Genomic DNA, 21035 nt, shown 5'->3' with positions numbered 1-21035 from the left:
GCCGGGCATGGGGCGTGTCGCCAGGCCCTCAGGGGACAAACCGCATAAGCGGCCATAAGATGGTGTATTAATACTCAAGAGCGTTAATGTTTTTTTATTATGCCAAAAGCCAGTATGTACTGAATAATGATGACCAGGCTTGCTGATTAATTTCATTCTCTCCTTGACACAATCCCTCCTTCTAGCGTTGCGGCGGTGATAACCCGTACCGCCTGCGCGAGTTGGGGCTTAGCCGGGCAGCGCGTGGGGGGCTTGTGGCCGGCGCCAGACTTTCTTTCGCCAGCGAATCACGGGAGATATCGCCGATGGTTTTGGCGCCGGTCAGCGTCATCGCCACCCGCATCTCTTTTTCAATCAGCGCCAGCAGATGCGCCACGCCGGCCTGACCCGCCGTCGCCAGGGCGTAAATATAGGCGCGGCCCAGCAGCAGCGTATCGGCGCCGAGAGCCAACATCCGCACCACATCAAGCCCGTTGCGTACACCGCCATCGGCCAGAATGGCAATGTCGCCATTCACCGCATCGGCGGTGGCGGGCAGCGCCCGGGCAGAAGAGAGCACGCCGTCAAGCTGCCGTCCGCCGTGGTTGGACACGACAATGCCGTCCGCGCCGAAACGTACCGCATCCCGCGCATCCTCCGCATCGAGAATGCCCTTGTGATAACCATGGGACCCTGCCAGAAATCGCGGATCCACTCGAGATCCCGCCAGGAAATCGACGGATCGAAATTGTTGCCCAGCCAGCCGATATAATCTTCAAGCCCGGTAGGCGTTCCCAAATAGGCGAAAATATTGCCCAAATCGTGCGGCCAGCCGCGTACGCTGACATCCCAGACCCAGCCGGGGTGGGTTATCGCCTGCCAATAGCGGCGCAGGGCGGCGTTCGGCCCGCTCATGCCGGAATGGACGTCCCGGTAGCGGGCGCCGTACACCGGCATATCAACGGTAAACACCAGCGTCGCGCAGCCGGCTGCCTTGGCGCGCTCCAGGACGTTGCGCATAAATCCCCGATCCTTGAGGACATACAACTGGAACCACATGGGACGGTTTATCGCCAAGGAGATCTCCTCAATCGTGCCGACCGAGACGGTCGATAGCGTGAAGGGAATGCCTTTATCATCGGCGGCGCGTGCCGCCTGTACCTCACCGCGGCGGGCGTACATACCGCACAGCCCTACCGGCGCCAGCGCTAGCGTTTGCTTGAACAGCTGCGTTTCGAGACTGAGCTCGGCTATATTGCAAAGTACCCGCTGGCGCAGCGCAATGCTCGAAAGATATTCCACATTGCGACGCAGGGTGTATTCCGCGTAAGCGCCGCCGTCCAGCTAATGGAGCAAAAAAGGCGGCAGTTTACGTTCGGCCGCGGTGCGATAGTCGTTCGCTGCTGAAATGATCATAACTGTCTCATTATGTTTCGCTGGAGGAGGAGGAGGGGGAAAAACGGCCAAGACGGGCCAGGCGCGCGTCGTCTTCCTGTAAAGACTTTAGCGTCTGATGCACGCTGTCCAAATGGACTACTGCCGCCTGACGCGCTGCGGGAGCATCGCCGGCGAAGATGGCGTCCAATAGCGCCTAGTGCTGCTCCGTCAGACGGGTGAAATGAACCGGGCGTGTATACATCCGCTGGCGGCTTTGCTGCACCGAGGTTTGCAGCAAGGCAAATAAGCCGCGCATCGTTTGCAGCAGCATCAGATTATGCAACGCTTCGGCAATGGCCAGGTGAAACCGGACATCGGCCTGCGCCGCCTGCTCGGGGTTATCCTGGTCGCGTACGCGGCGTGTCGCGTCAAAACAGGCCTGGAGCCGCGCTTTATCTTCCTCTGTCGCGCGCAATACGATCCGCCAGGCGCAATGGCGTGTCAGTGGTCAAGGTTTTTCCTCTCCATCACTTTCCTTTTATGGCACCGGCGCCTGCTTAAGGCGCTGACGCCGTCGCGCCGTGGTAAGCGTAATGGTCGCGCGGCGGTTGCCGCGTTTTGCTCCAGATTTCTAGCGCCGTTTGGCTGAGGCAGCGACAGCATGCCATCGGCGATCGCGGCATTTGCTTCACCCCTGCACCGTCCGGGCGGCCTTTCCGTGTGACCGCAGGATTCTGTAGGGCGGGCTCTCGCTCCGCAACGTGGTCAAAACCGGCAGAAGGCCATTGATGTAGTCGGACCAAATGGTGTAATTGCCATATCGGTTACATAAAAATAATCTTTATTTAACAAAAGGCGACGTCACAGGAGACAAAATGCGTTTGTTCACGATGCAAATCACATTTTTTCTGTTTTTGGTCGGACCAAACCCCAAACCCCAAACCCCAAGCCAGCGTGACGCCAGCCGGTATTGAGCACCTTTTGCCGGTGGATGACTTTAGTAAGCTGTTTTTGTCCTTTGACAGCGCAAAGCAACTGCCGGAGCTTAATATCACCTCACTTTTCAGGGAATCACTATGTTTCACGTTACCTTTGGCCGTCACGGCGCGCTGCTATTTATGTTGGGAATGGGAATACATGCCGCCACGCGGGCGGAAATCACGCTCCGTATCGACCATCAAAAATCTTCCACCTTAATGTCAATACTGAAACTGCAGGGCACCCTGGAACAGCGCCTGGCGCAGCAGGGCGTCAAAATCAGCTGGTATGAATTCCCAAGCAGTTTGCCGTTACTGGAAGCGCTGAATATTGGCCATGTGGATATTTCCGCCGATGTGGCCGACACCATTCCGGTCTTCGCCCAGGCGGCGGAGGCGGACCTGACCTATTTCGCCCGCGAGGAGTCTTCGCCGGACGCACAGGCCATTCTGGTCGCCCAGGATTCGCCGCTTAAGACGTTGGCGGACTTGAAAGGGAAACGCATCGCGGTGACCAAGGCGGACGGCAGCCATTATCTCCTTAGCACCGCGCTGGAAAAGGCGCATTTGACCTTTAAAGCCATTACGCCGGCCTATCTGACCCCGGCGGATGGGCTGGCGGCGTTCCAGACCGGCAAGGTGGATGCCTGGGTGACCTGGGAACCCTTTGTTTCCAGCGCCGAACGCCGGCAAAACACCCGCGTGCTGGCCGGCGGTCAGGGACTCGCCAGCTACCAGCGTTATTATCTGTCCTCCAGCGCCTTTGCCAAACAACATCCCGAGGTGCTGGCGTTGATTTACCGCCAACTGACGCAGGCCTGCGCCTGGGTAACCGCCCATCCCGCTGAGGCGGCGCAGCTGCTTAGCCCGCTGTGGGGCAATCTTGACGCTGCCACGGTAGAGCAGGCGAACGCGCATCGCAGCTACCGCGTGGTGCCGGTAACCCGCGACAGTCTTGCGGAGCAGCAGCGTATTGCCGATGCCTTCACGCAGGCGGAGTTGTTGCCCAAACGCATTGATGCGCAGGCGGTGTCCGTCTGGCAACCGCCGGCGTCCTAAAGCGTCAGGCGGACCGCTGTGCGCGCCGACTTTTAGCACCGTGGCATGCCAGACGAATTGCGCACGCAAGCGGCGGCCCTGCCGGCTGAGGTGGTCGGCAACGCAGATTGGACAATGGCGCGCAAAAGGCTAAACTGAGTACTGGGTATTTGTACAGGGTTTGGCCATGACATTAGATCTTTTTGAAGACGCGCTACCGCCACCGCCCTGGCGGGAAACGGTCGCGCCGGGGGGGCGGTTGTGCTGCACGGTTTCGTGCGCGAACACGGCGCCGCTCTGCTGGCGGCTGTGCAGTCTGTCGTGGCCGAGGTGCCATAGCGACATATGAGCACGCCGGGGGCTACACCATGTCGCTGGCGATGAGCTGGTGCGGCCACGGCTGGAACAGCGACAATCATGGTTATCGCTATACGGAGCGTAATCCGCGCAACGGCCAGGCATGGCCGCCGATCCCGGCCATTCTGATGGCGCTGGCGGAGGAGGCTGCTCTGCAGGTGGGTTTTGCCCGCTTTGTACCCGATGCCTGCTTGATGAGCCGTTACGATGTCGGCGGTAAACTCTCTTTGCACCAGGATAAAGACGAGCATGACTTTGGCGCGCCGATCGTATCGGTATCTCTGGGTCTGCCTGCGGTGTTTCAGTTTGGCGGTCTGCAGCGAGGCGATCCCGCGCAACGGATACCGCTGGCTTATGGCGACGTGGTGGTATAAGGCGGTTTTGCGCGGCTTCGTTTCCACGGTATTTTGCCGATTAAAAAAACTACCATTACCTCGTCGGGCCGCATCGTATTAATATCACGCTACGTAAAGCGCTGTAAGGGCCAGTTGGCGTATCCAGGCGCCGTGCTGGTGCCGCAAGGGTCGGGCATCGTCAATCTCAGTCTGGCATACCCAAACGCGCGCGCGTTTGGCGACGCCAGGGAGGACGTGTATCGCCATTTGTGCGGTATCTTGCGCGACGCGTTGACGCAATGGGGAATTGCTACCCATTAGCAGGCGGTGGAAGGCTCTTTCTGAGACGGGCGGTTTAACCTTGCCTGCGGCGACAGGGCGCTGGCGCGCAAAATTGCCGGTACCGCCCACAGTATTGGCGTACTGTGCCGGGTCCCGATGCCCGGGAAGGGCGGCGCCATGTCGTGCTGTCCCACCACGCGCTGTTACTGGTCGACTGTGACTTGATAGTCGCCCACCGCCACGCCAATGAACTCGAAAGGCGTCTTGGCACCGGCCGCCCTGATTAAAGCGGATTGCAGGCAGCACAATGCCGGTGTAGTTGCCCCCAGGCATGGCGATGTGTCTCGGGTCGTTATGCTGTCCTTGACGTGGGCGACCTGGGGGAGTTTGTCGGGCGACAGAGTTTGGAGCATCCGCCATATGTGCGCCTCGCCGCGGTCATGACACCCTCATGCGCGCTTTCGCCTCGCCGTAACCGTCGCAGGTAAAACAAGGTGGTTGGCGCGCTGCCGCTGCCGGTAATATCATTGCCGGGGTACGGCCAATTTAGTGCTTGACGCCGCAAAAGATGCCCCCCTCTCCCAAGAGGGTCAATGTCAATAGATAGCGAATGTGGCATCGGGAAGGGGCCGCTTTGGCGTGCGCCGCCGTGGGGCATGATACGCCTGCGCCCTCAAACGCGCGCAGCAAGGCGGACGGCGACCTACATAACGCGACCGACAGCGCCCCGGGAGGCATCTGCTGCGCCGGCGGCAAAAATTCGCTAACATTACAGCTGACCCCCACCGCGTAGAGGAGAGTAATCATGGCTTATTTGACGGCGAAAGATCTTCATCCCAACCTGCTTGAGCTGTATGGCTATTACGCCTACGATAAGATAACCAAACGCGAATTTCTGTCCAAGGCGGCAAAATACGCCGTGGGTGGCCTGACGGCGGCGTCTATTCTGTCGCTGATGAGTCCGAATTACGCCCTCGCCGAGCAGGTGGAATTTACCGACCCGGCAATTGTGGCGCGGATTATCACACCTATCCTTCGCCGCAAGGCCATGGGCAGGTACGCGGCTATTATGTCCGCCCGGCAAAGGCAGCCGGTCCGACCGGCGCGGTGGTCGTAGTTCACGAGAACCGCGGACTAAACCCTTATATCGAGGACGTCGCGCGACGTCTGGCCAAAGCGGGGTTTATCGCGCTGACCCCCCAGACGGTCTAAGTTCTGTGAGCGGCTATCCAGGCAACGATGAGAAAGGACGGGAATTGCAGGCCCAGGTGGATCTGGTGAAGCTGATGAATGATTTTTTCGCCGCGATAGACTTTTTAAAGGCGCATCCGGCCGGCAGCGGCAAGGTGGGTATTACCGGGTTTTGCTATGGCGCGGCGGCGGAGCTCGCCTGGCAGCGGACGCTGGATTGGTTACAGCGCCGTTTCGCGCCAGGCGGTATACAGTAGGGAATCTTCAAGCGCCAGGGCCGATAGCAGAATGAGTTCTCCCGCCGGGAGATCCTGTGTCAGGGTTTTGTTGGCCAGCAGGTAAAAGGGCGCAATGCCCTGGGCGTCGGCTTTCGCCAGCAGCCGTGCGCTTACGTGGTCGATAATATGGTGGTGACCTCCCATCGCCAGCGTTTCCCCTTTGGGCAGCGGGCGCTCCGCGAAGCCAACCATAACCGCATGCACCTGCTGATCGTGGGCGCCGGAGGGATGATGGTGCAGCACGGCGGAGAAAAGACTGATGGGCGATTCCAGCCCCATGATGTGGTAAGGCAGATACAGCGCGGCATAGCGCCGGTTGCAGCTGACCACGTGGCCTTTTTCCGCCAGCATCTTCCAGGTTTCTTCGTCGTCGCAGTGCACCACGATAAATACGTCGCCGCCGAAGCTGGCTTCGTCGTGGCGAAGCAGACAGTTAAACACATCCACTACGCCGGTTTGGGTCAGAATGCCGCCGTCCTCGCGCGGGATAAAGACGTTTGCCAGCTCATGGATATGGCAAAGCGGGTAATTCAGCATCGGGGTGGCCAAAACAAAGCCGAGAGAGTTGGCCACCACATTCATTTCACAATAATCGGGCGTGGCGCTTTGCGGTAGCATCGCCAGCGCTTCGCTGCGCAGACGGAGCGAATACGCCACATCCTGCGCCGGCAGGGACCACAACGCGGACAGTTGCGGCACCTCGACGATTTTATCGGTATAGTCCAGCCGGCCGTTGTCCTGATGATGGTAGATATAGTCATATTAGCTGGATTTACCGGCGGCGATGACCTCCAGGCCCAACACTTTCGCCCAGGTGTACAGGCCAATCAAATTGCTGGGCTGATCGCCGTCTACCGTGGTGTAAATGGCATTATGCTGTGCCGCAAGACGATTCAGCCAAGGGCCGGCCACCGAGTCGGTTTCTTTGCTGACCATGCCGACATGGATACCGCCCTTAAGCGCCGTCACGGCGATGTCGATGCTTACCTCGGGCTTGCCGGTGGCCTCACCACCATATCGAATTCCAGCGCCAACAACAGGCGATAGTCGCTGATGATGGCCAGCTCACCGTCCTGCTGGCAGCGGCGCACGTCCTGCTCCGCGGCGCAGACGCAGTTATCCTGGTCGCGGTAGCGCAGGGCGCTTAATAACGCACGGGCACCGTCGGTATTCAGGTCGCACAGCGCGACAATATCTATCGCCGGGATAGCGCGACATTGCGCCAGCAGTGAGCGGGCGAATCCGCCGCTGGCGCCGGTCACGGCGATGCGGATCCGGCGGGTACGCAGCGCCTCAAACAATAAATGGTAATTCATGGTAATACCTCGTTATTAGGCAATCAGTAAATTCAGTAGCAACACCAGCAGCAGACCCAGCAGCGACTGGAAGAACACCAGCAGCGTACAGCTTTTTAGCGTCTGGCTTACGGTAAGGCGGAAATATTTTTTGAACAGGCAGAAGCCGAAATCGTTAACGTGCGACAGCATCAAGCCGCCGGTGCTGGTGACTAACACCAATAATTCCAGATTCACGCCGCTATTCGCAGCCAGCGGCGCGACGATACCGGCGGTGGTGACGACCGCAACCGTGGCTGCGCCGATGGCGATACGGATAAGGGCCGCGACCAACCAGGCCAGAAGCAGGATCACCGCCGCTGCCTGCCCCCAGGCTTTTACCGAGAATTTTCTGCAACTACTGCATACCTGTAGCCGGAGCGTACGCCGAGGGCGTACAGGGAGAACAGCACCGCCACCAGCAAAGAGACAATCCGATCGCCAACGGCATTAATCAGCTGTGCCAACGGATTTTCCGGCGCGATAGCGTGGCCCAGCAGCGTACGGGTCATCATCAACAGCGGCGGCAGCAGGATGGTAAACATCGACAGGGCGAACGACGGCTCGCGTTTGCCTTCGGTGTGGGCGGTCGGCGGCGCGATAGGCTGTTCGTCGGTGCCTGTATGGCTGAGCTCAGGGAAATATTTCATCGCCAGATGGGTAAAGACCGGCCCGGACAGAATGGCCATCGATATCGCGACAATCAGGCCGTAAAACATCGCCATGCCCACGTCGGCATGATAAGTGGTCATCGCCAGCGTCGGTGCCGGGTGCGGCAGCAGCAGACCGTGGGCGACATACAGCCCGGCCGCCATCGGGATACCGACGCGCATCAGCGGGGTTTTAGTGCACCGGGCGATGGCATATACCAGCGGAACCAACATCACGAAACTCACATCGAACAGATGTGAGCAGGCCGATTATCAGCGCCGCCACGCAAATGGTGGCAGGGATCGTCCGGGTCGGCCCCAGACGGATGAACGTATTGGCTATTTTATCAGCGTCGCCGGTTTCCAGCAGCACGTCGCCGAGCATGCTGCCTAGGTCGATTACCAGACCCGTCGAGGCCAACACGCCGCCAAACCCTTTTTCAAAGCTTTTAATCGTGGTAACCGGGGACAGACCGGCAGCGATGCACAGAAATCCCGCCGCGATAATTAACGCCAGAAACGGATGAAACTTAAAGCGGGTTATCAGGATGATTAATACCGCTATAGAGCATATTAACCACAGAAATTGTGTATAAGCAAAATGCATATGTCCTCCTGACCCGCAGGGTACAGGCCATGATAATGAATGAATTTATTCGGCGCCGTCGCGTGCGCTTGTTATTAGGATTCCACTGTGTTGTGGTTCAGCTCTTTACCACATGCAGGTTAATAGCAAGTTGTTTGATTTTTTCCTGTATATCCTCTGACAATAAATTATCGTGAATAATGTCGTCAAACACCTGCATCGGACAAAGTATGAAACATGCCGTATTTGCTGCTGTCGGACACCAGCACGCTACGGCATGAATTGGCCAACGCCGCCTGTTTCACCAGCGATTTCCCCTCATCGGGGGTAGACAAACTGTGTTCGATATCCCATGAACTGCTGCTGATAAACGCAATATCCAGATTTAGCCCGCGGATAAAGTCTGCCGCGCTGTTACCGATACACGATTGGTTGCGGCGATCCACCTGTCCACCGGTATGAAAGAACGTGATATGCTGACGCTCCATCAGATAGTCGCCAATCGTGAAATCGTTGGTCACTGTCGTCACTTTTTTTAATTGATCTGCGATACTGCGTGTGATTTCATAGGTAATGGTGCCGGCATCCAAATAAATAACATGACCGGATTCCACCAGTTTTTCCGCCACTCGCGCGATATTACGCTTGTTCTGATGATGTAATTGCGCTTTTTCTTGCCAAGGTAATTCTTGCTTGAGCACCTCGTTTAATTTTGCGCCACTGCTAATAATGGTGGCTTTGCCGTCTTTTTCCAGCATTTGAATATTGCGACGAATGGCCATATGCGAGACATTCAATAATTGTGCCAGCGCTGAAAAGGTCACATAAACGTGCTGATAAAGATAGCTGTAAATAAAACTCTATCGCTCTTCTGGCAGCATGTCGATTTCTCTTGCGCAGGGCGTTTAAACGTCACCGCCAACTCGTGGATCTGCTCCGGCGTCAGCGTCACCATACCGTGGGGTAGCAGGGTAAAATATAATCGCGCGGTATCTTCCAACTCCTCAGCATTGAACACCGCTTCCCGCAGGCTGCCGCCGCTGACCACCGGGCCGTGATTGGCCAGCAGCATGGCGTTATGGCGGGGCGCCAGCGCGCCGATGCCCTCAGTCAGCGCAGGGTCTCCCGGGCGGAAGTAGGGCACCATCGCCACCGCCCCGACGTGCTTTACGTAGTAAGGCGTGATCGGCGGCAGACAATTGGCGGCATCTAGCCCCGGCAAGCAAGACAGCGCGGTCACCGAGGGCGAATACAGATGCACTACGCCGCCGGTTTGCGGGCGCTGTTTGTAGAACGCCCGGGGCATGATTGCTTCCTTGGACGGTTTATCGCCCGCGACCCACTCTCCCTGTTCATCCAATTTACTCAGGCGTTGTGCGTCGAGCGCGCCGAAACTGGAGTTGGTCGGTGTAACCAGAAAGCCCCCGTCGGGCAGATGACAACTGATATTTCCGCCGCCACCGCTGCTATAACCGCGGATAAACAGCGAATGGGCCAGGGAGGCCATCTGCTCACGTAATTCGGCTTCAGTCATGATAAAGTCCCTGTGCTTTACTGAAAAAAATCGGGATCGCCAAAATTGCCTGATTTCAGCGCCAGCCACAGCGGTCGATATCCAGCGCCTGCGCCGGGGCCCGTCGCCGGTAGCGGACCACCTGCTGATTGATCATCTGCGAGCAGCTGCCGGACAGGACGACGCCACGGCCCGCGCGGGGCGGTGTCTCCCGGGTTTGCGCCGCGGCGCGCTGGCTGGTGGCGTGGGCGGCAATGGCGCCTCCCAGCCCTGAGCCGCCGGTCAGCAGTACCGACGCAAGCAGCGCGGCGGCGAGCGCCGCCAAATCTTGGCAGTCGAGCGTGTCGGCCAGCACATAGCGGCACCCTTGCTGTTGCAGTGTTTCCAGATGCTGGCGAATGGCCGCTTGCCCCTGACGGATACAGGCGAGCGGCAACAGGCCAAGGCGCCCCGCAGATTGGGCATCCATCAGCCGCAGCAAATTGGCGTCGGTCATCGGCGTAACGCGATGATGGCGCAGGCTGGATTCACTCAGCAACTGGTCAAAAACGAAGAGATAGCCGTGCACTACCATCCGGCCATTGACCGGCAGCGCAGGGCACAGGGCGGCCAAGGGTTGGCCGGTTTCCGCCAACTGCGCATCCGTCACCGGAGCAATGTTGCCGTGCGCAGTAGAATCAAAGGTAGAACAATATTTAAAATAAAGCTGGTCACAGCCCTCTTCGTGCAGCCAACGCGCGCTTTGCAGCGACAGTGAAACCGCCTCCGGCGCCGGACAAGAGCGGGTTTTCAGCGAGATGACGACCGCATCGGCCGAGGTCGACAACGGCGGCGTCGGCATGCCATTCAATTGAACAACCCGCCAGCCGGCTGCGGCGATGAAACTGGCGATATCCGTCGCCCCGGTAAAATCGTCGGCGATAACGCCTAGCCTGATGGGCATGTTTGCTGTTTCCTTGCTGATGTAAAAATACGTTAAATTATGTGAGATGTACTTTCACATTGCCATGATGCTTATTCACGAAAAATCACTCGCCTTATACAGCCTTTTTGCTAGCCACTTATTGATTGTGATGGATTTTAAAAAAGGATTATTTTCACATCCGCGTGTGAAAATATGATATTGCCATCAGAAAGGGATGATTGACTTGACGCAATCGCGTGCGCTCAGCGCCGGCGCCCGTCGGCAGGCAGGTGCCAAAATGCAAAAGACGGTGCGCAAAAGAGGGAAACTCCGCAGAGCAAACGAGAAAAAGGGCGGACAGAGAAACATCATTTCGCTCCGGCGACGAAAGATGTGCAGGGCTCAGCAGCAGGGCAGCGGTTACACATGCTACCCCGCTCTACACGGTCAGCAGCAGGGCAGCGGTTACGCATAACCCCGTTGTTTCCTTTACCATCTTATTTCTCCGCGCTGGGGCAGAATCTGGCAGTCTGGCGCTGGCCTTAAAATCCGAATTAAGGCCTTTAGGGGCCGGTCTGACGGAGAGCAGCCTATGCGACAGCCATGCGGGAGAAAAAACTGCTAAGCGTGGCCGCGGCCTTACCGGCATAGCGCTGCGGCGCTAGTGACCCGTTCAACGAAGTTGCGCCAAAAGCTGTTCGGCGCCCTTGTCGATGCCGGGTTTGCACCGCGCTCAACGATCCGAAGGTGGCGCCGATGTTCATGGCGTTGGGATACTGTTCAGCGACGTAGGCGAGCAGCAGTTCGTGGGTGCCGGCATCCTCCACCTCCACGGCATATAACGTGACCGCTCATCAGGCCGCGTCCGCCTCGTAGGGACTGGACAATATTGTAAGGGCCGCCCGCCAGGTCGAATTTCGTAAAGGTCCCTATCACCTGGGGCGTGGTATCTGCGTCGGTCAAGGTCAGTTTCAGCCGGAGTGCGGGCGTGGCGTCGGCAGGGGCGGTGACAGCAAAACGTTGCGCCAGCGTCGCGCTAAATGTTTTTTGCATGTAGTCCGCCAGCTTACGGCGCTCATCCGGCGTCAAATCGTTGAATTGCGCGTCGCTGCCGCCGTATATCGTCACCGGCTCCACCTCGATGCTGCGATATTTACTTCAGTTAACGGGGGCTGCGTAGTTTGAAGAGAATTCGGTCGCTGTCCGCGGCGGTATTAGGCGTCAGACGCGATGAGGATTCAATGCCGGCATATTTCAGCGGCGAGGTCGAGGAGCAGCCCGCCGCGGCGACAACGGCGATAAACAGGGAGGTACGGCCTAAAGCACGGCATGAATGATACATTTCCTTTTTCTCCAATGCGTGTTAAACATGTAATAACCGTACTGTACGGTTTAGTTAGCAAACGTTCTGCTCTTGGTGTTAAGCAGAGGATTCAGGGGCCAGCGGCGGTGATTATTCCCCTCGCCCAAAGCGGGAAACAACGGGCGCATCACAAAGAAGTCCCCTTTGCGCCACGGCCCGCCTGACGGCGGGCGGACGTCTGTTAGAGGTGGCTGCCAACGGAAAGGCAGCCGGTTAGCATGAGGAGCGTACTGCCTGTGCACAGGCTAAACAATAAGCGCACGATTTCTCCTCAAAATAACGATACGCATCCGCTAAGCAGATGCGAACCTAACAAAACCCCTGTCAGCCACAAAGACAGGTACAGCATGACGCTCTCCTCGCTTATAAATGTGCTGTACGGCTCGGTACATTTATTGCTTGCGATCTGTCAATAGGGTCAGAGAGATTAACGGCGCAAGCAAGGGGCTTGCGGCAGGGGCGGGGCCTAGCGGGCCCCCTTTATAAACAGGGGGACGGCCCTTTCCACCATTGCAGCAACCTGCTTTGCGGAATAAACCGGTAGGTCACGTTTAAGGAACAGCTCATCGGCTTCCGCCTTGACCAGCGCGGAGAACTGTTTCGCCCGCAAAACAGGACTGCCCGGCGCGAGATCGCCGCAGTCCATATGCCGTTGCATTAAATCCCTCAAGCGCGCTCATGCTTTCGCGTACGCCGGATTCATAGAATAGCTCGCCGATATCGGAATAAGCGGCTTAGCATGCGACCATGCGATAAAGCTGCATGGCCTTCCAGTCGGACGTCATCTCCCCCAGCATATTCTCGCCGAAGCGCTGCAGCTTTTCCACGAGCGTCAGCTTTTCCTGTTCGGCGCTGCTCAGCTCCTTTGCGGCACGGATAAGAAAAAGGGTACCGTAGGCCCGAACGACCGCATCGAACAGGCTTTCTTTGGAGTCATAATAGTTATACAACGTGGCTTTTGGGCCTCCCGCCCGCTTTGCCACCTCATTCATCGACGCCCGTTGATAACCGTGTTCGAGAAAAACGGCTGAAGCGGCGTTAAGAATGTCCGTGCGTTTTTGTTCTGTGAGCGTGCTCATATCTCATCTCCCTTGGTCGACGCAGGTACATTAACAAAACCGTCTGGTTCATTAAAGACAATGAGTGCGGGCGTGGCCTCATCGCCGACACCCTCAACGGCTCTACAGCATCGGGCGGAAGGGGGCCTACAGGTGCCACGAAACGCGGCGGCAGTGCGGGGAAACAAAAAAAGGCGACCGTGGGGGTCGCCTGTTTATCCGCCGGGTGGGGTTACACCACGGGGGTGTTGTGGGTCAAATAATCGAAAGCGCTAAGGGAGGCTTTGGCGCTTTCACCCGCCGCGATGATGAACTGCTTGTAAGGCACGCTGGTACAGTCGCCGGCGGCGTAGATCCCTTTCAAGCTGGTTTCACATTTCGCGTCAATGAGGATTTCGCCCGTCTGATTGCGCTCCACCGTCCCTTCCAGCCACTGGGTGTTGGGCAGCAGGCCGATTTGCACAAAAATACCCGCGACCGACAGCGGATGTTCAGCGGCGCCGCCGCGATCTTTATAGCGTAAGCCGGTGAGCTTGCTGCCATCGCCCACCACTTCCAGGGTCTGGGCATTGAGCAAAATATCCACGTTGCGCAAGCTGCGCAATTTCGTCTGCAATACGGCATCGGCGCGCATCGCCGACGCAAATTCCAGCAGAGTGACATGCTTGACCAGGCCGGCCAAATCAATGGCCGCTTCCACGCCGGAATTGCCGCCGCCGATAACGGCCACCCATTTGCCCTTGAACAGAGGGGTCGTCACAGCGTGGACAGTAGGTGACGCCACGGGTGCGATACAGCTCCTTCGCCAGGCACGTTCATATTCCGCCAGCGCGCGCCGGTGGCGATGATGAGACTGCGCGTTTTCAGCCGGGCCCCGGAGGCGGTTTCCACCTGGTGCGGCTCGCCTGGCGCGGCAGCGGGAATAAGCCTGCTGGCGCTTTGCACTTTAATGACATCGACATCATACTCATCCGCATGGGCTTTGAGTGAGGTGGTTAGTCTGGCGCCTTCGGTTTTCGGCACCGAAATATAGTTTTCGATGTCGACAATATCCAGCACTTGACCGCCAAAGCGCTCGCCCAACAGAACGGTGCGGGTCCCTTTCCGGGCCGAGCAAACCGCCGCCGCGCCCGCCGGGCCGCTGCCGATGATCAGTACATCATACAGCTCGCGTTGGTTAAGCGTCTGCGCCGCGCGCTGTTCCGCGTCGGTGTCGATCTTATTGACGATTTAGCTCAGCGTCATCCGCCTCTGGCCAAACGCTGCGTCGTTCATGAACACGGCTGGAACGCCCATAATGTTGCGTTCCTGAATCTCGTTTTGAAAAGCGCTGCCGTCAATCGCGGTGTGATGGATGCGCGGATTCAAAATCGCCATCAGGTTGAGGGCCTGAACCACGTCCGGACAATTGTGGCAGGTCAGCGAGTAATAGGTTTCAAAATAAAATTCGCCGTCGAGCTGGCAGATTTGATCCAGCAGTGACTGCGCTTCCCGTGAAGGGTGGCCGCCGGTCTGTAGCAGCGCCAGCACTAGCGAGGTAAATTCATGGCCCAGCGGTGAACCGGCGAAGCGAGGTTTATGCTCACTAGCGGGATTGGCGACGCGGAAAGACGGCTTGTGCACCGGTAGGTGATTGTCTTCGCGCCAAGTTACCTTGTCCGACAATTCGGCGATATCCGTTAGCAGCCCGCGGATTTCAGAGGATTTGGCGCCGTCGTCCAGCGTGGCAACCAACTCAACCGGCTTGGTCAATTTCTCAAGATAGGCCTTGAGTTGGGTTTTCATCGTCGTGTCAAGCATGGGTCTCTCCCGGGCAGTCTAAAACGGGCGCGGCGCACCCACTAAGGCAAATAACGTCAAAAAGTCAAAAGGGGCGAAGTTAGATTTTGCCAACCAGATCCAGCGAAGGGGCAAGCGTTGCGCCGCCTTCTTGCCATTTGGCCGGGCAGACTTCGCCGGGATGGCTGGCAACGTATTGCGCGGCTTTAACTTTACGCAGCAGATCGCGGGCGTCGCGGCCGATACCTTCCGCCGTCACTTCAATGGCCTGAATGATGCCCTGCGGATTGATAATGGAGGTGCCGCGATCAGCCAAACCTTCGTCTTCACGCAGGTTGTCGAAATTGCGGGTCAATGTCCCGGTCGGGTTGCCGATCATTGCATATTTGATTTTGGCAATGCTTTCAGAGCTGCTGTGCCAGGCTTTATGGGTGAAATGGGTGTTTGTCGAGACCGAGTAAATGTCGACGCCCAATTTCTGGAATTCATCATAATAATCGGCAACATCACCCAGTTCAGTCGGGCAAACAAAAGTAAAATCGGCCGGATAAAAGAAAAAGACGCTCCATTTCCCTTCTACATCTTTGTCGGTGACCTGTACAAAGTTACCGTTTTTGAACGCTTGGTTGCTAAAAGGTTTGATCTTGGTGTTAATTAAAGACATTTCCTACCTCCGTTTGATTGATGGGCAAAAATTAACAAATCATGCTCTGCCAATCCAATATGTAGATGTTATCGATTCAATCAGTGATTCCTTTGTTCGGCGCTGCGGCAACTATCCCGGGGCGCCGGCGTGGGGATAAGGACTGACGATTAACTTTTTGCACTAATTAACAGCGCCAATTTACGCCCGCAGGGCGTCAATTCCAGCGCCAATTTGACCGCCAGGGTGAGCGGCACCGCCAGCAGCGCGCCGGTAAGCCCCAGCAGGCTTTGCCAGACCAGCAGCGCCAAAAAGACGGTGCACAGCGACGGATCCAGACAGCGGCTCATCAAAACAGGCTCCCACAGAAAGCTGAAAACCAGATTTATTAATAACAGCGCCGCCAGTAACCACAGTCCAGTGGCAAGCCCATTAAAAAGAAAAGCCATCAGCAGGGGCGGGATGGCGGCGACGAGCGATCCCACCAGCGGTATAAAATTCAGTACGAAAGCCAATACGCCCCAGATAAAGGCGAATTTGATTTTTAGCAGCATCAGCGCGCCCCAACACCGCCAGACCGATAAACAGGCTGATGACCGTCTTCAGCGCCAGATAACGCGTCACGCAATCCAGGCTTTGTTGTAACGCCGTCCACTGTGGCGATGGCTCCTGGAGCAGGATTCGGCATTTGACCGACAGCGCCGGCGCTTCCAGCAACATAAACACCACCAGCATAAAGACCATCGCAATGGCCGTGAGCATCCCTGTTATCCGGCCGACGGTGCGGGTCGCAATCGTAACCAGTTGCGCGGGATCGATAGTCGCCCACAACGACTCGACCGTTAATGTCATTCCGGCGCTTTGCACAAAAGCGGGGACCGCCTGCAATTTATCGGTCAAGAGCAGCGGAATGTAGGCGCTCATCTGTCGCAGTTCCGGCAACGCCGCCATGATAATGCCCAGCGTGACCAGCAGCGCCAGGAGAATACTGCCGGTGACGGCGATGACAGCCAATCTCCGCGGTACCCTGAGGCGTGCCAGCCGGTTGATAGGACGCATCAGCACCAGCGCCAAACACAGCGCCACCAGCAAGGGGATCAACACCGGCGAGGCGAGGTAGATGCCGAGGGTTAACAGAGTGGCACAGGCAAGGTGGGTGAAAGCGTGATAGGGCGAGAGGGCTGATTTTTCCATGGAACACCGTGAAAGCCTGACGGCGCCTCGCAACGGCACGGTGCGCAAAGCGTGCAGGGCGTAGCGCAGGGTGAGCGGCAGATAACGATGCGCCGGTGCGGCGCATCGCGAAAGGGGAATACACCACGCTTAGAAATCCAGTTGGGCGCCCACGTAGGGCCCCATCCACCAAGCGTTCGTTCGGGTGGTTGTTTTTCCCGTCCATGCTGATATAACGATAACCGGCTTTCAAGGTCATAAGCTCGACCGGCGTCCAGCTAAGCCCGCCATCCACATCAAGATAATTCTTGGCGCTATTGCTTAACTGACGTGAGGCGCTATAGGCGCTGGCGTAGATGCCCACACCGTGGCCGAGGGGCAACTTGACGCCGCCGCCGATCGGGAAGACCACACCTTCACCGGCGCCGGTGGCGCCCTTGATATAATTGGCCTGAACGCCAAGATTGACCATGGCCGGTCCGACGGCGAGGTTGATACCGGTTTCGGCGTCGGCCACTTCGCGGCCGTTGTTATTATTTTTGACCCAACCGCTATTGATATAAAGTCCGGTGGATTGCTGACCCATGCCGATGTTGACATCGGTGAAATCGGTACCGGCGCTCACCATGCCGTCCATTGCCTGAACGGCGGGAATGCTTCCTGCCATCATGGCTCCGCCGATGATGGCAGGAAGCATTTTCGTTGTTACACGCATTGTTCATTACCTCTGTAATATGCAAATCATGGGCAGGTCGCGACAATCGCGGCGGCTTGCCTGATAATTAGGAAATCCCAGATAAGAAACATGGGCAATTAAATTATGTAAATTCAAAATATATAGTTTTTAGTTCTGTATTTTTTTAATTATTCATCATTATCCTTTTGATAAAACTGACCACTTTTTCGGCGCAGCCGGGGAGGTACTCGGCTGACGTTATGTGATCCTTCACACAAAACGCAAATAATTTAGGTAAACCGCTTCATGAACGCTTGCAGCGCGGTCAGGGAGAGATTGTATTTGTATTTGTATTGTATATAGTATGAATACTTAGTGAAGTGATCCCCTTTCATCCCGATGGTGGGCAGGCTAACCCGCAGTACCACGTGCTAAACGGAGACGAATAAAACGGTCATGAAAAGCGGTACAAGGTGTTCACGCATCGACTGATGTCAACCAAAGAGGTTCGCTATGCAATGGGAAAATAAAGAAACGGTTGCGCCGGCCAGCGCCGCGACCGGGGCCAAAAAAACCAATGTCCGCTGGATGGTCGTGGCGGTATTGTTTTTTGTCACCTTGATTAATTATGCCGATCGCGCCTCCATTTCGCTGGCGGGGCCTGGCATGGCCAAAGAGCTGGGTTTAAGCGTGGTGGACATGGGGTTTATTTTCTCCGCGTTCGGCTGGGCTTACGTGATTTTTCAATTACCCGGCGGTTGGTTGCTTGACCGCTTCGGCTCAAAGATGATCTACAGCCTGAGCATTTTTTTCTGGTCGTTATTTACGTTAATGACCGGGTTGGCGGGCTTTGTCACCGGCGCAACGGCGATGATGGTGGTTTTTATTCTGCGCTTTCTGGTGGGGGCGGCGGAGTCTCCGTCCTTTCCGGCCAATAGCCGCATCGTCGCTTCCTGGTTTCCGGCCTCGGAGCGTGGTACGGCGGCAGCCATTTTCAACTCGGCGCAATATGGTTCTACGGTGTTTTTTGCGCCGCTAATGGGCTGGTTGGCCCATACCTACGGCTGGCATTCGGTCTTCACGGTGCTGGGTTTGATCGGTATTGCCTTCCTGCCGGTATTTCGCAAACTGGTGCATAGCCCGAATCGTCATACCATGGTCAACGCGGCCGAGCTGGCGTATATGGAGCAGGGCGGGGCGCTGGTGAATATCGACCCCGATAAAAAAGACCGCGCTGCACATCAAGGGCCGCGTCTGAGTTACCTGAAACAGTTGCTTTCCAGCCGGATGCTGCTGGGGATCTATTTTGCCCAATATTGCCTGAACGCCATCGGCTTTTTCTTTATTACCTGGTTCCCGGTGTACCTGGTGCAAGAAAAGCACATGTCGATCATGAAAGCGGGCATGGTGGCGGCCATTCCGGCGGTTTGTGGCTTTATCGGCGGGATAATAAGCGGTTTTGTGTCCGATATGCTGATCCGGCGAGGGATTTCGCTGTCGTTAGCGCGTAAAATCCCCATTGTCGGCGGGATGGTGCTGTGCTGCATTATGGTGCTGTGCAATTACACCGACTCTGAATCGGCGGTCATCTTCATCATGGCGCTGTCCTTTTTGGGGAAAGGCATCGGCGGTATGGGCTGGACGGTTAACGCCGACACCGCGCCGAAGGAAATTGCCGGTTTATCTGGTAGCGTTTTAAATACCTTCAGTAATTCATCCAGTATCACTACTCCCGTTATTACGGGATACATTTTGCAAATGACCGGGTCATTCCATGCGGTGCTGTGGTTTGTTATTGCTCATGCGGTAGTCGTGATGATCTGTTACCTCTTCGTAGTCGGGAAAATTAAACGTTTTGTTCTCACGGATACGCCATAACCCGTCGAAGTAAGGAGTTATAGGATATCGACAGCAGAAACGCCCAGAATCAAACAATCGTTGAGTTTCATTGCCTACGAGAAAATCAAAGCAATGATCCTGAATATGGAACTTCAGCCCAGTAGCGCGCTGACCGAAATGTGGCTTATCGGCAAACTGGACATGAGCCGCACGCCGATTCGCGAAGCATTGTACCGGCTACAGCAGGAGCGATTCGTGGAGTTGGCCCGTCATATAAGGCTGGTATGTCAGCGAAATCAAATTGCGCGATATCCAAGAGCTGTTTGTTATCCGCGAGGCCCTGGAGGGGATTAGCGCCCGGCACGCGACGGCGCGTATCAGCGATGAGGCGTTAATGAAAATGGAGGCTTATCTCGACTCGCTGGAAGCGCCTTTGCTGGAAAACGAAGAAGCGGTCGTCGACCCCGGGGCGATACGCTGCACGATTTGATTTTTTCCTACGCCGACAATCAGCTCATCAATAATCTGATGGCGATTCATCTGGAGCGGCTGCGTATGTTTCATGTTATCGTAAGCAACTTACCGGGCAGGAAATTACAATCACTGGCGTGAACAGCGGGAGATTTTGTATGCGCTAAAAGCGCGCGACGAAGATCGCGTCGAGCAAACCATACGCCAGCACATACGCAGCAGTCTCGACAGCCTGCTACAGGATCTGCTGTGAAAAAACCAGACCTTCAACGCGCTGTAACGCGAGGGAGGCCTGGCGCCAATCGCCATCGGGCCGGCCGGAAAGTGACTCTCAGGAGAGAATATGCGAAAAATTATCGTTTTTGGCGTAGATGGCTTATCGATGCGGCTACTTCAACGCTATGCGGCACAGGGTGCGCTGCCGAATATCGCCCGGATGCTGCAGGAGGGGCGGCTACTGAACTGTTGCCCTATATTTCCGCTTGGGGTGACGTCAACTGGGTGGCGTTCATGTCGGGTCAGGGTCTCGGCACCGCCTGGCGCGGGCAGGGGATGCCTGCCGATAATCAGCAGACCGGTAACTTGCTTTCTCAAATGGCGCGTCAAGGCCTGAAAGCGGCCTTGGTGCACTTCCCCGAAAGTATCGCCGCCGGACGGCGCGCATTTCAGTTTTGCGCCGTATTGGGGAAGAAGCACGCCCTGGGCCGCCGAGAGCTTTAAATCCATGGGCCATACCACACGCTATCAGGTGTGCACCGGCGATAAGCGCGTCAAGCAGCAAAAGCTCGGCTGGCCGCCCAATGGCACGCTGGCCTACCATGATAAAGGCGCCTGGCAGCCGCTGGGAAAAAGCGCTGACGGCCGCTACGTACTGGCGTTACAAAGTAACAAGAGCGATACGTTGACGCTGACGTTGGGCGAGCAGGAAGGGAAACCGGCGTTGCGGATTGGCGAGCAGACAGTGGCGTTGACGGAAGGTGAATGGAGCCCCTGGTGCTCACTGCGCACCCTCAATGTAAGCGGCAGTGTGCGTTTTTATCTCGGATGCTATCGGCCTTTAGATGATAAGATTGAAATTCTGCAAAGTCAGGTCACCAATCCGGACGTCTTGTGTGGACAGTCTGAGCAGGCCAGAGCGTTGCTGGACCAGGCCGGCCCGTTCTTCAGTAAATGGGTCGTCAAAGCGTCGCCGCAGGAAGATTAACCGCAGGCGACTTATCAGGAAGGGGATG

The 21035-nt window shown here is 56.7% G+C and carries 22 protein-coding genes and 7 pseudogenes; 10 read left to right on the top strand and 19 right to left on the bottom strand.

Annotation, left to right across the window (positions count from 1 at the left end; translation table 11 throughout):
* Positions 1-181: 181 nt before the first annotated feature.
* Both lldD and ACTBDU_RS01400 read right to left on the bottom strand, forming a co-directional pair.
* Positions 182-1395: pseudogene (gene lldD / locus ACTBDU_RS01405) on the bottom strand (FMN-dependent L-lactate dehydrogenase LldD).
* A gap of 10 nt (positions 1396-1405) precedes the next feature.
* Positions 1406-1861 (bottom strand): annotated as a pseudogene (locus ACTBDU_RS01400) (FCD domain-containing protein).
* Between the two features lie 571 nt (positions 1862-2432).
* Here ACTBDU_RS01400 and ACTBDU_RS01395 point away from each other — a divergent pair.
* From ACTBDU_RS01395 to ACTBDU_RS01380, 4 genes and pseudogenes are all read left to right on the top strand, one after another.
* Complete coding sequence (locus tag ACTBDU_RS01395; RefSeq protein ID WP_438805283.1) at positions 2433-3392, top strand: aliphatic sulfonate ABC transporter substrate-binding protein; 960 nt, start codon at positions 2433-2435, stop codon at positions 3390-3392.
* 166 nt (positions 3393-3558) lie between these two features.
* A pseudogene (gene alkB / locus ACTBDU_RS01390) lies at positions 3559-4209 on the top strand (DNA oxidative demethylase AlkB).
* Positions 4210-4216: 7 nt separating this feature from the next.
* Complete coding sequence (locus ACTBDU_RS01385) at positions 4217-4384, top strand: hypothetical protein (RefSeq protein WP_438805282.1); 168 nt, start codon at positions 4217-4219, stop codon at positions 4382-4384.
* Between the two features lie 766 nt (positions 4385-5150).
* Positions 5151-5718: pseudogene (locus ACTBDU_RS01380) on the top strand (dienelactone hydrolase family protein); the annotation flags it as partial.
* 39 nt (positions 5719-5757) lie between these two features.
* On the opposite strand, the gene ACTBDU_RS01375 reads toward ACTBDU_RS01380, so the two are convergent.
* From ACTBDU_RS01375 to ACTBDU_RS01295, 17 genes and pseudogenes are all read right to left on the bottom strand, one after another.
* A complete protein-coding gene (locus tag ACTBDU_RS01375; protein WP_438805281.1) occupies positions 5758-6513 on the bottom strand; it encodes a hypothetical protein in 756 nt (251 codons plus the stop codon).
* 63 nt (positions 6514-6576) lie between these two features.
* Positions 6577-6783: a hypothetical protein gene (locus ACTBDU_RS01370; protein WP_438805280.1), complete on the bottom strand. Its 207-nt coding sequence runs from the start codon at positions 6781-6783 to the stop codon at positions 6577-6579.
* Positions 6784-6797: 14 nt separating this feature from the next.
* A complete protein-coding gene (locus ACTBDU_RS01365) occupies positions 6798-7130 on the bottom strand; it encodes a hypothetical protein (protein WP_438805279.1) in 333 nt (110 codons plus the stop codon).
* A gap of 15 nt (positions 7131-7145) precedes the next feature.
* Positions 7146-7463, bottom strand: a complete 318-nt coding sequence (locus ACTBDU_RS01360) for a GntT/GntP/DsdX family permease (protein WP_438805278.1) — start codon at positions 7461-7463, stop codon at positions 7146-7148.
* A gap of 23 nt (positions 7464-7486) precedes the next feature.
* Positions 7487-8032, bottom strand: a complete 546-nt coding sequence (locus tag ACTBDU_RS01355) for a GntT/GntP/DsdX family permease (RefSeq protein ID WP_438805312.1) — start codon at positions 8030-8032, stop codon at positions 7487-7489.
* Complete coding sequence (locus tag ACTBDU_RS01350) at positions 7992-8405, bottom strand: GntT/GntP/DsdX family permease (RefSeq protein WP_438805277.1); 414 nt, start codon at positions 8403-8405, stop codon at positions 7992-7994. Before ACTBDU_RS01350 ends, ACTBDU_RS01355 begins: the two co-directional genes overlap by 41 nt.
* A 185-nt stretch (positions 8406-8590) precedes the next feature.
* Positions 8591-9181 (bottom strand): DeoR/GlpR family DNA-binding transcription regulator, encoded by a 591-nt coding sequence (locus ACTBDU_RS01345; RefSeq protein WP_438805276.1) that lies wholly within the window; start codon positions 9179-9181, stop codon positions 8591-8593.
* Between the two features lie 23 nt (positions 9182-9204).
* Positions 9205-9918 carry a 3-oxo-tetronate 4-phosphate decarboxylase gene (otnC, locus tag ACTBDU_RS01340; protein WP_438805275.1) on the bottom strand — a complete coding sequence of 238 codons (714 nt, stop codon included), beginning with the start codon at positions 9916-9918 and terminating at the stop codon, positions 9205-9207.
* Positions 9919-9973: 55 nt separating this feature from the next.
* Complete coding sequence (gene otnK / locus ACTBDU_RS01335; protein ID WP_438805274.1) at positions 9974-10840, bottom strand: 3-oxo-tetronate kinase; 867 nt, start codon at positions 10838-10840, stop codon at positions 9974-9976.
* A gap of 634 nt (positions 10841-11474) precedes the next feature.
* Positions 11475-12143 (bottom strand): annotated as a pseudogene (locus ACTBDU_RS01330) (DUF3313 domain-containing protein).
* A gap of 487 nt (positions 12144-12630) precedes the next feature.
* A complete protein-coding gene (locus ACTBDU_RS01325) occupies positions 12631-12822 on the bottom strand; it encodes a TetR/AcrR family transcriptional regulator C-terminal domain-containing protein (RefSeq protein ID WP_438805273.1) in 192 nt (63 codons plus the stop codon).
* A gap of 76 nt (positions 12823-12898) precedes the next feature.
* Positions 12899-13243, bottom strand: a complete 345-nt coding sequence (locus ACTBDU_RS01320) for a TetR/AcrR family transcriptional regulator (protein WP_438805272.1) — start codon at positions 13241-13243, stop codon at positions 12899-12901.
* Between the two features lie 211 nt (positions 13244-13454).
* Positions 13455-15022: pseudogene (ahpF, locus tag ACTBDU_RS01315) on the bottom strand (alkyl hydroperoxide reductase subunit F).
* A gap of 79 nt (positions 15023-15101) precedes the next feature.
* Complete coding sequence (gene ahpC / locus ACTBDU_RS01310) at positions 15102-15665, bottom strand: alkyl hydroperoxide reductase subunit C (protein WP_438805271.1); 564 nt, start codon at positions 15663-15665, stop codon at positions 15102-15104.
* Between the two features lie 149 nt (positions 15666-15814).
* Positions 15815-16171 (bottom strand): AI-2E family transporter, encoded by a 357-nt coding sequence (locus ACTBDU_RS01305; RefSeq protein ID WP_438805311.1) that lies wholly within the window; start codon positions 16169-16171, stop codon positions 15815-15817.
* Positions 16077-16838, bottom strand: a complete 762-nt coding sequence (locus tag ACTBDU_RS01300; protein WP_438805270.1) for an AI-2E family transporter — start codon at positions 16836-16838, stop codon at positions 16077-16079. The genes ACTBDU_RS01305 and ACTBDU_RS01300 overlap by 95 nt, the downstream gene beginning before the upstream one ends.
* Positions 16839-17046: 208 nt before the next feature.
* Positions 17047-17445 (bottom strand): annotated as a pseudogene (locus ACTBDU_RS01295) (YfaZ family outer membrane protein); the annotation flags it as partial.
* A gap of 561 nt (positions 17446-18006) precedes the next feature.
* Here ACTBDU_RS01295 and ACTBDU_RS01290 point away from each other — a divergent pair.
* From ACTBDU_RS01290 to ACTBDU_RS01265, 6 genes are all read left to right on the top strand, one after another.
* Positions 18007-19371, top strand: coding sequence for an MFS transporter (locus ACTBDU_RS01290; protein WP_438805269.1), 1365 nt, complete (start codon positions 18007-18009; stop codon positions 19369-19371).
* Positions 19372-19431: 60 nt separating this feature from the next.
* A complete protein-coding gene (locus tag ACTBDU_RS01285; RefSeq protein ID WP_438805268.1) occupies positions 19432-19686 on the top strand; it encodes a GntR family transcriptional regulator in 255 nt (84 codons plus the stop codon).
* A complete protein-coding gene (locus tag ACTBDU_RS01280; RefSeq protein WP_438805267.1) occupies positions 19634-19822 on the top strand; it encodes an FCD domain-containing protein in 189 nt (62 codons plus the stop codon). The genes ACTBDU_RS01285 and ACTBDU_RS01280 overlap by 53 nt, the downstream gene beginning before the upstream one ends.
* The gene (locus tag ACTBDU_RS01275) at positions 19819-19944 is read left to right on the top strand and encodes a hypothetical protein (protein WP_438805266.1); all 126 of its coding nucleotides are present in this window, start codon (positions 19819-19821) and stop codon (positions 19942-19944) included. Before ACTBDU_RS01280 ends, ACTBDU_RS01275 begins: the two co-directional genes overlap by 4 nt.
* 369 nt (positions 19945-20313) lie before the next feature.
* Complete coding sequence (locus ACTBDU_RS01270) at positions 20314-20523, top strand: hypothetical protein (RefSeq protein WP_438805265.1); 210 nt, start codon at positions 20314-20316, stop codon at positions 20521-20523.
* A 4-nt stretch (positions 20524-20527) separates the two neighbouring features.
* Complete coding sequence (locus tag ACTBDU_RS01265; RefSeq protein ID WP_438805264.1) at positions 20528-21007, top strand: hypothetical protein; 480 nt, start codon at positions 20528-20530, stop codon at positions 21005-21007.
* Positions 21008-21035 lie beyond the last annotated feature (28 nt).

This window comes from Sodalis sp. (in: enterobacteria) (assembly GCF_051710625.1).
Taxonomy (GTDB): domain Bacteria; phylum Pseudomonadota; class Gammaproteobacteria; order Enterobacterales; family Enterobacteriaceae; genus JBPESN01.
Note: the sequence above shows the minus strand (reverse complement) of the source record. Positions and strands in the feature narration are given on the sequence as shown.